The sequence below is a fragment of the Kocuria sp. LUK genome, from assembly GCF_021012935.1.
In the GTDB taxonomy this organism is placed as follows: domain Bacteria; phylum Actinomycetota; class Actinomycetes; order Actinomycetales; family Micrococcaceae; genus Kocuria; species Kocuria flava.
Genome location: NZ_JAJMZI010000002.1, coordinates 237,572 through 249,762, shown reverse-complemented (window position 1 = coordinate 249,762; position 12,191 = coordinate 237,572). Strand labels below are relative to the sequence as shown.

Annotated in this window: 9 protein-coding genes and 1 tRNA gene; 9 read left to right on the top strand and 1 reads right to left on the bottom strand. The window is 71.7% G+C overall.

The annotated features are described in order from the left end of the window. Positions 1 to 15: 15 nt before the first annotated feature. Complete coding sequence (rpmH, locus tag LQU92_RS03955) at positions 16 to 153, bottom strand: 50S ribosomal protein L34 (RefSeq protein ID WP_083529203.1); 138 nt, start codon at positions 151 to 153, stop codon at positions 16 to 18. A gap of 549 nt (positions 154 to 702) precedes the next feature. Here rpmH and dnaA point away from each other — a divergent pair. The 9 genes from dnaA to LQU92_RS14870 all read left to right on the top strand — a co-directional run bounded on the left by dnaA (position 703) and on the right by LQU92_RS14870 (position 12,182). After that, complete coding sequence (dnaA, locus tag LQU92_RS03950) at positions 703 to 2,262, top strand: chromosomal replication initiator protein DnaA (RefSeq protein WP_230778671.1); 1,560 nt, start codon at positions 703 to 705, stop codon at positions 2,260 to 2,262. 681 nt (positions 2,263 to 2,943) lie between these two features. Beyond that, a complete protein-coding gene (dnaN, locus tag LQU92_RS03945; RefSeq protein ID WP_101851256.1) occupies positions 2,944 to 4,068 on the top strand; it encodes a DNA polymerase III subunit beta in 1,125 nt (374 codons plus the stop codon). 35 nt (positions 4,069 to 4,103) lie between these two features. Beyond that, on the top strand, positions 4,104 to 5,318 hold the full coding sequence (gene recF / locus LQU92_RS03940) for a DNA replication/repair protein RecF (RefSeq protein WP_230661279.1): 1,215 nt from the start codon (positions 4,104 to 4,106) through the stop codon (positions 5,316 to 5,318). Then, positions 5,315 to 6,019, top strand: a complete 705-nt coding sequence (locus LQU92_RS03935) for a DUF721 domain-containing protein (protein WP_374229631.1) — start codon at positions 5,315 to 5,317, stop codon at positions 6,017 to 6,019. Before recF ends, LQU92_RS03935 begins: the two co-directional genes overlap by 4 nt. Before the next feature lie 372 nt (positions 6,020 to 6,391). Continuing rightward, a complete protein-coding gene (gene gyrB, locus LQU92_RS03930) occupies positions 6,392 to 8,461 on the top strand; it encodes a DNA topoisomerase (ATP-hydrolyzing) subunit B (protein ID WP_101851258.1) in 2,070 nt (689 codons plus the stop codon). 90 nt (positions 8,462 to 8,551) lie between these two features. After that, the gene (gene gyrA / locus LQU92_RS03925) at positions 8,552 to 11,239 is read left to right on the top strand and encodes a DNA gyrase subunit A (RefSeq protein ID WP_101851259.1); all 2,688 of its coding nucleotides are present in this window, start codon (positions 8,552 to 8,554) and stop codon (positions 11,237 to 11,239) included. Continuing rightward, positions 11,236 to 11,844: a DUF3566 domain-containing protein gene (locus LQU92_RS03920; protein ID WP_230661276.1), complete on the top strand. Its 609-nt coding sequence runs from the start codon at positions 11,236 to 11,238 to the stop codon at positions 11,842 to 11,844. The genes gyrA and LQU92_RS03920 overlap by 4 nt, the downstream gene beginning before the upstream one ends. Before the next feature lie 104 nt (positions 11,845 to 11,948). Next, positions 11,949 to 12,022 (top strand) — tRNA-Ile (locus tag LQU92_RS03915). Positions 12,023 to 12,059: 37 nt separating this feature from the next. Next, the gene (locus LQU92_RS14870) at positions 12,060 to 12,182 is read left to right on the top strand and encodes a hypothetical protein (RefSeq protein ID WP_255667072.1); all 123 of its coding nucleotides are present in this window, start codon (positions 12,060 to 12,062) and stop codon (positions 12,180 to 12,182) included. The last annotated feature ends 9 nt before the right edge of the window (positions 12,183 to 12,191 follow it).

The window sequence follows — 12,191 nt, the reverse complement described above, 5'->3', positions numbered from 1 at the left end:
TCCGTCAACGGGTGCTCAGGCGGAGAGCTCGGTGCGGCCCTTGCTGCGGCGGGCGGCGAGGATGGCGCGGCCGGCGCGGGTGCGCATCCGGGCACGGAAGCCGTGCTTGCGGGCGCGACGGCGGTTATTCGGCTGAAAAGTCCGCTTGCTCACTGGTTACTCCAAAGGCGTCGGGGTGCGCGCCCGGCGGCGTGCCCGGCGCAGGGAAGCGGCGGGGCCCGCGTTCGGACGCGGCGGTGCTGGTGGATGCGTCCGAGCCTGCGGGTGGGCATGACCGTGGACACAAAAGACTAGCCCACCCTAGACAACGGTCCGGGGCGGGTCAAATCAGGGGTCGGGTCCGCGGGCGCCGGGACGGTCGGCGCTGTGCAGTGCACATCCTACCCACAGCTGTGCACGGATCTTGGTCACATCCTGTGGAAAACCTGGGGGACGAGAGCCCCGCTCCCGCGCCGGAGAGGGCCGGAACTACACGTCTGCAATTCCCCGGAGGCCCGGGGAGCGGCTATGAACAGCCTTCGCGCATGTTCTAGGCTGGCTTCCGCGGCCGGCCCCCGACAGCTTTTCCACCGCTGTGAACAACGCTGTGGACAAGACTCCCGCCGCGGGGCAGGGACGGACCCGACAACGACAGCAGGAGTACGCGTGGGCACGCAGGACAATCAGGCGCTCAGCGCCCAGTGGGCCGAGTGCGTGCAGCACATGTACGAGGACCCCATGACCACGGGCCGCTACCGCGGGTTCATCTCGCTGGCGCAGCCCCAGGGCCTGATCGGCACCACGCTGCTGGTGGCCGTGCCCAACGAGCTCACCCGGGAGTTCTTCCAGAACCAGATGGCCCCCGTGCTGCGCTCGGCCGTCAACCGCGCCTTCAGCCCGGAGACGCTCGTGGCCTTCGTCGTCGACGCCGACCTGGAGGCCGTCGCCGCACCCGAGCCGGTGGCCCCCACCGGCCCCGGCCTGCCGCCGATCGACGAGCTCGAGGCCGAGCGCGGCCGCCCGGCCGCCCCCGCTCCCGCCGCCGATCCGGCGCCGGCCGACTCGCCCTGGGCCGAGACCCTCGCCTTCCCGCTGCCCGCCTCCCCCGTCCCCGCGGGCGGGCCGGGGGCCGAGGACCCGGGCACCCGCACCCTGCCCCCGCGCCGGGACCCCCAGGCCGCGCCGCCGCGCCGGCCCGTCCAGGACACCGGGACCGCCCCGGCCGTGGTGGGGGAGTGGGACAGCTCCGCCCGGCTGAACCCCAAGTACGTCTTCGACTCGTTCGTCATCGGCCAGTCCAACCGCTTCGCCCACGCCGCCGCGTTCGCCGTGGCCGAGACCCCCGCCAAGGCCTACAACCCGCTGTTCATCTACGGGGACTCCGGACTGGGCAAGACGCACCTGCTGCACGCGATCGGCCACTACGCCAAGCGGCTCTACCCGCAGGTGCGCGTGCGCTACGTGAACTCGGAGGAGTTCACCAACGACTTCATCAACTCGATCCGCGACGACGAGGGCTCCTCCTTCAAGGAGATCTACCGCAACGTCGACATGCTGCTGATCGACGACATCCAGTTCCTCGCCGGCAAGGAGCACACGCAGGAGGAGTTCTTCCACACCTTCAACGCGCTGCACAACCACGAGAAGCAGATCGTGATCACCTCCGACATGCCGCCCAAGCAGCTCACCGGCTTCGCCGAGCGGATGCGCTCCCGCTTCGAGTGGGGGCTGATCACCGACGTGCAGCCGCCCGAGCTCGAGACCCGCATCGCGATCCTGCGCAAGAAGGCCACGAGCGAGGGGATGGACGCCCCCGACGACGTGCTGGAGTACATCGCCTCCCACATCTCCACCAACATCCGCGAGCTCGAGGGCGCGCTGATCCGCGTGACCGCCTTCGCCTCGCTGAACAAGCAGGCCGTGGACCTGCCCCTGGCGGAGCTGGTGCTCAAGGACCTCATCACCGACGACGGGGCGCAGGAGATCACGGCGGCCTCGATCCTGGCCCAGACCGCGGTCTACTTCGACATCACCCTCGAGGAGCTCAAGAGCAAGTCCCGCACCCGCACGCTGGTCACCGCGCGGCAGATCGCGATGTACCTGCTGCGCGAGCTCACCGACATGTCCCTGCCGAAGATCGGCCAGGAGCTGGGCGGGCGCGACCACACGACCGTGATGCACGCCGACCGGAAGATCCGCACCCTGATGGCCGAGCGCCGGCAGATCTTCAACCAGGTCACCGAGCTGACCAACCGCATCAAGCAGCAGCAGCGCGAGGGCTGAGCCGCCCGCGCGGCCGCCGCCGCGATCCGCCCGAGGGCCCGCCGGACCGATCCGGCGGGCCCTCGGCGTGTTCCCGGCCCCTTGTCCTCAGGTGCTGTCCACAGGCGTGGACCGCGGGACCGTGCGGTGCACCGACCCGTCGTGCACAGGTTTTCCGGTCCTGTGGAGCCGCTGTGCACAGCGGGAAACCCACACCTGTGGAAAAATGTGTGGAGAAGCGCGGCGCGGCGGTGGACAACCTCGGCACAACCCGGCCCGGTCCTGTGGACGCCGCGGAACGGCGCGGAATCCGTCCACGGGAGAGGGCCGGCCCGGTGGACGGCGAATCACAAGAAGTGCACACCCCGGATCCGCGCGGATGCTGAGCAGGAGGCAGTTTTCCACAGATTCCACAGCGGTTATTAACACTCCTGTCCTTAAAGAGATCTCCGGCCAAACAACAAGATTCCTGGTCCTCCGGCCCCGGTCCGGGACTCCGGAGCGGTCTGCGGGCCGGTCCTCCGGCCCCCGCCGTCCCGGCGGGGGAATGGCTCTCCGTTCTCGGGGACGGCTACGATGCACACGGCGAGTCCCGTCCTCGCTCCGCGGCGCCTCCGGCGCGACGGAGACCGGTCCCGGGCGGCGACCCGCCGGGACCCCGGCCCCGCCGCAGAAGCCCAGACTGAAAGGCAGCAACCTCTCGTGAAGTTCTCCGTCGAACGCGATGTTCTCGCCGAGGCCGTGACCTGGACCGCCCGGTCCCTCTCCCCTCGTCCCCCGGTCCCCGTCCTGTCCGGGCTGCTGATCCGCGCCCAGGACGGCGCCCTGTCCATCGCCAGCTTCGACTACGAGATCTCGGCACGTCTGTCGATCAGCGCCGACGTCCGGGAGGAGGGCACCACGCTCGTCTCGGGCCGGCTGCTCGCCGACATCTGCCGCTCCCTGCCCTCCGCCCCGGTCGAGGTCCAGGCCGACGAGGGCAAGGTGACGCTGACCTGCCGCTCCTCCCGGTTCAACCTCGCCGCCATGCCGGTGGGGGACTACCCGGAGCTGCCCGCCCTGCCCGAGCTCTCCGGCGTCGTGGCCGGGGACGAGTTCGCCCACGCGGTCGCGCAGGTCACGATCGCGGCCAGCAAGGACGACACCTTGCCGATCCTCACCGGCGTGCGGGTGGAGATCGAGGGCGAGAAGATGACGCTGCTCGCCACCGACCGCTATCGCCTGGCCATGCGCGAGCTGACGTGGCGCCCGGCCGCGAGCGACATCTCCACGGCAGCGCTCGTGAAGGCCCGCACCCTCAACGACATCGCCAAGACCCTCGGCCCCTCCGGGGACATCAACATCGCCCTCTCCGACTCCGCCGAGCTCGTCGGCTTCGAGTCCGGCGGCCGCCGGACCACGAGCCTGCTCATCGACGGGGAGTACCCGAAGATCCGCTCGCTGTTCCCCGAGCACACCCCCATCACGGCCGCGGTGCGCACGAGCGACCTCGTCGAGGCCGTCCGCCGCGTCTCGCTCGTGGCCGAGCGCAACACCCCGGTCCGCCTGGCCTTCACCCAGGGCCAGGTCGCCCTGGACGCGGGCACGGGGGAGGACGCCCAGGCCTCCGAGATCCTCGACGCGCAGCTGACCGGCGAGGACATCACGGTGGCGTTCAACCCCACCTACCTCTCGGAGGGCCTGCACGCCTTCGACTCCGAGTACGTCCGCTTCTCGTTCACGGCCCCGCCGAAGCCCGCGGTGCTCTCCGCACAGGAGACCCCGGACGGGGACGACAAGGACGACTACAAGTACCTGCTGATGCCGGTGCGGCTGCCCAGCCAGTGACCGGCCGGCCCCGAGTCGGAGACTGCTGACCCCGCGTGTTCGTCGACCACCTCTCCCTGCTGGACTTCAGGACGTATGCCGAGCTCGACATACGCCTTTCGCCCGGGATCACCGTGCTCCTGGGTCCCAACGGCGTGGGCAAGACGAACGTCGTCGAGGCCCTGGACTGGACCTCGGACCTGTCCTCGCACCGCGTCTCCTCCGACGGCCCGCTGATCCGCTTCGGCGCGGAGCGGGCGATCGTCCGGGTCCGGGTGCGCCGCGGCGGGCAGCAGACCGTGCTCGAGTTCGAGCTCAACGAGGGCCGGGCCAACCGCGTCCGGATCAACCGGGCCGCCCCGGTGCGGGCCCGCGACGCGATCGGCATCGTGCGCACGGTGCTGTTCTCCCCGGAGGACCTCGCCCTCGTGAAGGGCGACCCCTCGCACCGCCGCCGCTTCCTCGACCACCTGGCGGTGTCGATGCGCCCCGTGCTCGCCGGCACCCTGGCGGACTACGAGAAGGTGCTCAAGCAGCGCAACGCGCTGCTGAAGTCCGCCCGCCGGTCCGGGCGCTTCACCGACGTCCACCGCTCGACCCTCGCCGCCTGGAACGACCAGTTCGCCCGGGCGGGCGCCACGATCCTGCACGCCCGGCTGCAGCTGCTCGAGGCACTGGGCCCGGAGGTCGCCCGCGCCTACGGCCAGCTGACGGACGGGAGCAAGACCACCCGGCTGCGCTACGTCTCCTCGGTGCTGCCCGAGAGCGCCGGCGGGGACGCGGCACAGCTGCGCGGGTTCACCGTGGAGGACCTGCACGCGCTGATGCTCGAGGCCTGCGCCGAGGCGGAGCGGCGCGAGGTGGAGCGCGGGCTGACGCTGCTGGGCCCGCACCGGGACGAGCTGGAGCTCGTGCTCGGTGAGGCCCCCGCCCGCGGCTACGCCTCCCACGGCGAGACGTGGTCCTACGCCCTGGCCCTGCGCCTGGGCTCCTGGTACGTCCACCTCGCCGACGACCCGAGCGAGGGCGCGGCCCCCATCCTCGTCCTCGACGACGTCTTCGCCGAGCTCGACGCCCGCCGCCGCAGCCGGCTGGCCGCGGTCGTGGCGACCGCCGAACAGGTGCTGGTCACGGCCGCGGTCGAGGAGGACCTCCCGGCGGAGCTGGTCGCCGGCCCGCACGACGTGGTCCGGGTCGGCCCCGGGCGGGCGGTCCGTGAGGAGCCCACCGCCGCCGCCGGGAACGGGACGGAGGAGGTCCCGCCGTCGTGACCGGGGACGAGCTCGGGACGCCCCTGCCCCTGCCCGGGGACACCGGCCCGGAGGAGCCTCCGGGCGCCGGGCAGCCGCCCGTCCCGCCGGAGCCGGGGGAGCCGGCCGGCGTCGTGCGGATCGAGGACGAGATCGACGCCCCCGCCGCGCTGCTCGAGCGGATGCGCCGGGCCGCTGAGGCCCGCGGGGACGGGCGGCTGCACGGGGCGGCCGCCCGGCGCAACCTCAAGGGCTTCGGCGCGGCCATGGAGTCCGCGACCGCGTCCCCGGCCGAGCGTCTCCGCCGGCGGGGCAACGACGTCGACCCGCGCGCCCTCGGCGGCTACTCGGGCGCGGGCCGCTCCGCGCGGGACCCGCGCGGGGTCGGCGCGGTGCTCGACTCGCTCGTGGCCGGACGGGGCTGGAAGTCGCCGGTCGCCGTCGGCTCCGTGCTCTCCCGGTGGGACGGGCTCGTGGGCCCGGGCATCGCCGCGCACTGCCGGCCCGAGAGCTTCGACGAGACCGTGGTGCGCGTGCGCTGCGACTCCACGGCCTACGCCGCCAACCTGCGGCTGATGCTCCCGCAGCTGCTGCGGATGTTCGACGAACAGCTGGGGGAGGGCATCGTCACCCGCATCGAGGTCCTGGGCCCCGCCGGCCCGTCCTGGAAGCGCGGGCGCCGCTCGGTGCGCGGGCGGGGACCGCGGGACACCTACGGCTGAACCGGCTCCGGAGCACTCGCCGCCGGGCGCGGCCCGCAGCGCTGGATGCCCCTGTGGCGCTCCGGGGGGCCCGCGGTGGAACCCCGGGGTGGTCGGGGGGAGGCGGAACCGTCCTGGGCCGCTTTTCCGGCCGCTCAAGGGCACTCCGGGGCCGTCGCGGCCCGTGTTTTCCGCTAGAATCGCAGGAAGACAGACATCGACGGACCGGACCCCCGGCCCCGTCCGCGGCCCCCGACCCCGGACGAGGGCGGCCCGCCCCGCCGACCCGTTCCGACCCCGCACGACGACCGGCCGGTGGACAGGCACGTCCCACCGGCGGTCCCGCGTGCGCGCCGGAGCGGTCCGACGCCCAGCAGGAGGAGCCAGGAACCCGTGGCAACAGAGGAACCGCAGCAGCGCGAGTACGGCGCCGGCGACATCACGGTGCTGGAGGGCCTCGAGGCCGTCCGGAAGCGCCCCGGCATGTACATCGGCTCGACGGGCCCGCGCGGGCTGCACCACCTGGTCTACGAGGTGGTCGACAACTCGGTGGACGAGGCCCTGGCGGGGTACTGCGACGCCATCGAGGTGGTGCTGCAGGCCGACGGCGGCGTGCGCGTGAGCGACAACGGCCGCGGCATCCCCGTGGACGTCCACCCCACCGAGGGCAAGCCCACGGTCGAGGTCGTCATGACGATCCTGCACGCCGGCGGCAAGTTCGGCGGCGGCGGCTACGCGGTCTCCGGCGGCCTGCACGGCGTGGGCATCTCGGTGGTCAACGCGCTGTCCCGGCGCGTCGAGACCGAGGTGCGGCGCCAGGGCCGCGTGTGGCGGATGGCCTTCGGCGACGGCGGCCGGCCCCAGGGCCCGCTCGAGGCCGGCGAGGAGACGGACCGGACCGGCACCACGCAGGTGTTCTGGCCGGACCCGGAGATCTTCGAGACCGTCGAGTTCGACTTCGAGACGCTGCGGGCGCGGTTCCAGCAGATGGCCTTCCTGAACAAGGGCCTGCGGATCACGCTCGTGGACGAGCGCCGACTGGAGGAGACCGGGGAGGAGATCGCCGGCTCGGGCGCCGACGCGGGCGAGCCGGTCGAGGGCCGCGACGGCGGCACCGACGCCCCGCAGCTCAACCACCTGGGCCACGACGAGGCCGGGCACCGGCGCGTGGTCTACAAGTACGACCACGGCCTGCTCGACTACGTCACCTTCCTGAACACCACCAAGAAGGCCGACCTCGTCCACGACGACGTCATCGCGCTCGAGGCCGAGGACGGCGGCCGCAACATGTCCCTCGAGCTCGCGATGCAGTGGACGACCGCCTACAGCGAGTCGGTGCACACCTACGCGAACACGATCAACACCCACGAGGGCGGCACCCACGAGGAGGGCTTCCGCTCCGCGCTGACCGGGCTGATCAACCGCTACGCGCGCGAGAACCGGCTGCTGCGGGACAAGGACGAGAACCTCACCGGCGACGACGTCCGCGAGGGGCTCACGGCGGTCATCTCGATCAAGCTCACCGAGCCGCAGTTCGAGGGCCAGACGAAGACCAAGCTCGGCAACTCGGAGGCCAAGACCTTCGTGCAGCGGGAGGTCAACGACCGGTTCGGCGACTGGCTCGAGCGCAACCCGGCCGCCGCGAAGGAGATCATCCGCAAGGCCATCAACGCGTCCCAGGCGCGCCTGGCCGCCCGCAAGGCGCGCGAGACGACCCGGCGCAAGGGCCTGCTCGAGTCCGGCGGCATGCCCGGCAAGCTCAAGGACTGCTCCTCGAAGGACCCCTCGGTCTCGGAGATCTACCTCGTGGAGGGCGACTCCGCGGGCGGGTCCGCGGTGCAGGGCCGCGACCCGGCCCACCAGGCGATCCTGCCGCTGCGCGGGAAGATCCTCAACGTGGAGCGCGCCCGCCTGGACCGGGCGCTGTCCAACGCCGAGGTGCAGTCGATGATCACGGCCTTCGGCGCCGGGATCGGGGACGACTTCGACATCCAGAAGGCCCGGTACCACAAGATCGTGCTCATGGCCGACGCCGACGTCGACGGCCAGCACATCACCACGCTGCTGCTGACCCTGCTCTTCCGGTTCATGCGCCCGCTCATCGAGCACGGCTTCGTCTACCTCGCGCAGCCGCCGCTGTACCGGATCAAGTGGTCCAACGCCCCGCACGACTACGTCTACTCCGACGCCGAGCGGGACCAGGTCGTCGCCCGCGGACTGGCGAACAACCAGCGGCTGCCGAAGGACAACGGCATCCAGCGGTACAAGGGCCTCGGCGAGATGGACTACACCGAGCTGTGGGACACCACCATGGACCCCGACCGCCGGACCCTGCTGCAGGTCACCATGGAGGACGCCGCCGCCGCGGACCAGACGTTCTCCGTGCTCATGGGCGAGGACGTCGAGTCCCGCCGCGAGTTCATCCAGCAGAACGCCAAGGACATCCGGTTCCTCGACATCTGATCCGCGACATATGCCCGGCAACGCATATGAGGCGGAGTGCCGGGCGCCGCGCCCCGGACCGAGGACCAGCAGACAGAACGGACTTCCCTGATGAGTGACGAGACCCAGGACGGGGCGGCCCCCGCCGCCGGCGACCTCGAGGGCACCCCGGTGCTGACCGACCGCGTGGAGCAGGTGGACCTGCAGACGGAGATGCAGCGGTCCTACCTGGACTACGCGATGGCCGTGATCGTGGGCCGTGCCCTGCCCGACGTGCGCGACGGCCTCAAGCCCGTGCACCGACGCGTGATCTACGCGATGTACGACGGCGGCTACCGCCCGGACCGCTCCTTCAACAAGTGTGCGCGCGTGGTCGGCGAGGTCATGGGCCAGTACCACCCGCACGGCGACTCGGCGATCTACGACGCCCTCGTGCGCCTGATCCAGGACTGGGTGATGCGCTACCCGCTGGCGCTGGGCCAGGGCAACTTCGGCTCCCCGGGCAACGACGGCGCCGCGGCGCCGCGGTACACCGAGACCAAGATGGCGCCCGTGGCCATGGAGATGGTCCGGGACATCCACGAGGAGACCGTCGACTTCCAGGACAACTACGACGGGAAGAACCAGGAACCGGCCGTCCTGCCCTCCCGGTTCCCGAACCTGCTCGCCAACGGCTCCTCCGGGATCGCCGTGGGCATGGCCACGAACATCCCGCCGCACAACCTGCGCGAGCTCGCCGACGGCGTCCAGTGGTACCTGCAGCACCCGGAGGTCTCCAGCGAGGAGCTGCTCGAGGAGCTGCTCAAGCGCGTCAAGGGCCCCGACTTCCCGACCGGCGCCCAGATCCTGGGGCGCAAGGGCATCGAGGACGCCTACCGGACGGGCCGCGGGTCGATCCCGATGCGCGCGGTGGTCAGCGTCGAGGAGATCCACGGGCGCACGTGCCTGGTCGTCACGGAGCTGCCCTACCAGGCCAACCCGGACAACCTCGCGATGAAGATCGCCGACCTGGTCAAGGACGGGCGCATCACCGGCATCGCCGACATCCGCGACGAGACCTCGGGGCGCACGGGCCAGCGGCTCGTGATCGTGCTCAAGCGCGACGCCGTGGCCAAGGTCGTGCTGAACAACCTGTACAAGCACACCCAGCTGCAGGACAACTTCTCGGCCAACATGCTCGCGCTCGTCGACGGGGTGCCCCGCACGCTGAGCCTCGACGCGTTCATCCGCCACTGGGTCACCCACCAGATGGACGTGATCGTCCGCCGCACGCGCTACCGCCTGCGCCAGGCCGAGGCCGAGGCCCACATCCTGCGCGGGCTGCTCAAGGCCCTCGACGCCCTCGACGAGGTCATCGCCCTCATCCGCCGCTCGCCGACGGCCGACGACGCCCGCACCGGGCTCATGGAGCTGCTGGCGATCGACGAGGACCAGGCCCAGGCCATCCTCAACATGCAGCTGCGCCGGCTCGCGGCCCTCGAGCGGCAGAAGATCCAGGACCGCCACGCCGAGCTCGAGCGGCTCATCGCCGAGTACACCGCGATCATCGCCTCGGAGTCGCGCCAGCGCGAGATCATCTCGACCGAGCTCGACGAGGTCGTGGGCCGCTTCGGCGACGACCGCCGCACCCAGATCCTCGCCGGCTACGACGGCGACATGTCGATGGAGGACCTCATCCCCGAGGAGGAGATGGTCGTCACCATCACCCGCGGGGGCTACGTCAAGCGCACCCGCTCGGACCAGTACCGGTCCCAGCGCCGCGGCGGCAAGGGCGTCAAGGGCGCACAGCTGCGCGGCGACGACGTCGTCGAGCACTTCTTCGTCACCACGACCCACCACTGGATCCTCTTCTTCACGAACCTCGGGCGGGTCTACCGGGCGAAGGCCTACGAGCTGCTCGAGGCCGGGCGCGACTCGAAGGGTCAGCACGTCGCGAACCTCATGGCCTTCCAGCCGGGGGAGCGGATCGCCCAGGTGATGGAGCTGCGCTCCTACGAGGACGCCCCCTACCTGGTGCTGGCCACCCGCAACGGCCTGGTGAAGAAGACGCGCCTGCAGGACTACGACACCAACCGCTCCGCGGGCGTCATCGCGATCAACCTGCGCGACGGCGACGAGCTCGTCTCCGCGCAGCTGACCTCCGCCGAGGACGACCTGCTGCTGGTCTCCCGCAACGGGATGTCCCTGCGCTTCACCGCGAGCGACGACGTGCTGCGGCCGATGGGCCGCAACACCTCCGGGGTGACCGGCATGAAGTTCCGCGACGGCGACGAGCTGCTCTCCGCCAACGTGGTCACCGACGAGTCCTACGTGTTCGTGGTGACCGAGAGCGGCTACGCCAAGCGCACCAAGGTCGAGGAGTACCGGGTGCAGGGCCGCGGCGGCCTGGGCATCAAGGTCGCGAAGCTCGCCGAGCAGCGCGGGCGGCTCGTGGGCGGGCTGATCGTGGGCGAGGAGGACGAGGTCCTCGTGGTCATGGAGTCCGGCAAGGTCGTGCGCACCGGCGCCTCCGAGGTCCCGGCCAAGGGCCGCGACACCATGGGCGTGATCTTCGCCAAGCCCGCCCAGGGCGACTCGATCGTGGGCGTGGCGCGCAACGCGGACCGCGAGATCGCCGAGGAGGTCGACGCCGAGGCCGTGGCCGAGGTCGACGTCCAGCAGGGCGAGGTGCTCGAGACCGCCGACGTCGTCGAGGCCGAGGAGAGCCCGGCGGACGGGCTCGGCGACGCCCCCGCTGCCGGGGACGGCGCGGACGATGAAGTAGCGTTGGACCGCAACGACAACGGAGGTAACGCATGAGCTCGAGTTCCGGCTCCAACGCCGCCGGCCGGTCCGGGCGGGCCCCCCTCGCGTCCGCACCGCGCACCGGCCCCGCCACGGGACGTCCCGCCCCGAGCGGTCCGGCCGGCAAGGGCGGCTCCGCGGGCAAGGGCGGCGGCCGGGCACCGGCGGGCCGCCCCGCCCCCGCACGGCCCGCCAAGGACTCCTCCGGCCGCCCCGGGACCTCCACCAAGGGCCTCGTCCGCCCGGCCCCGCGCCCCCGGGTGCGCCGGGCCCGGCTGGTCGTCTCCAAGGTCGACACCTGGTCGGTGCTCAAGCTCGCCTTCCTGCTCTCGGTGGCGCTGGGCATCATCACGGTCGTCGCCTCCGTGGTGCTGTGGATCGTGCTGGACCTGACCGGGATGTTCGACGGCATCAACGAGCTGCTCGGCATGCTCGGCGGCGCCGGCGGGGCCCTGAACGTCAAGGACTTCTTCTCGCTGGGCCAGGTGGCGATCTTCGCGACCATCGTCTCGGTGGTGAACGTGATCCTGCTGACCGCCCTCTCCGTGCTGGGCGGGCTGCTCTACAACATCGCCGCGGCCCTGGTCGGCGGCATCGGCGTCACCCTCACGGACGACTGACCGGTCCCGCGTCCGGCGGGCGTCCCCGGGGCGCCCGCCGGCACCGATTTGGCAGGGGTGCCCGGTTCCGGTATCGTTTCTGATCGGCCCGCACGGGTCGAGAAGGGCGTATAGCTCAGACGGTTAGAGCGCTTCGCTGATAACGAAGAGGTCCCAGGTTCAATTCCTGGTACGCCCACGGTTCCCCCTTCACTGCCAGCCCCTGGAGGCAGTCCGTGAACAGAAAGCTCGCCGCGGCGCTGGCCCTGCTCGGGGCCTCGGTCGCGGTCCTCACGAAGTGGCGGGAGGCCGACGCCGGCCGGTCCGCCTGGGCCGAGGCCACCGACGAGGTGGAGTAGCCGGACACC

Excerpts from the sequence above, each read along its gene's own strand:
- dnaA (WP_230778671.1), top strand. The coding sequence starts at position 703 with ATGTACGAGGACCCCATGACCACGGGCCGCTACCGCGGGTTCATCTCG.
- gyrA (WP_101851259.1), top strand. The coding sequence starts at position 8,552 with ATGAGTGACGAGACCCAGGACGGGGCGGCCCCCGCCGCCGGCGACCTC.
- LQU92_RS03920 (WP_230661276.1), top strand. The coding sequence starts at position 11,236 with ATGAGCTCGAGTTCCGGCTCCAACGCCGCCGGCCGGTCCGGGCGGGCC.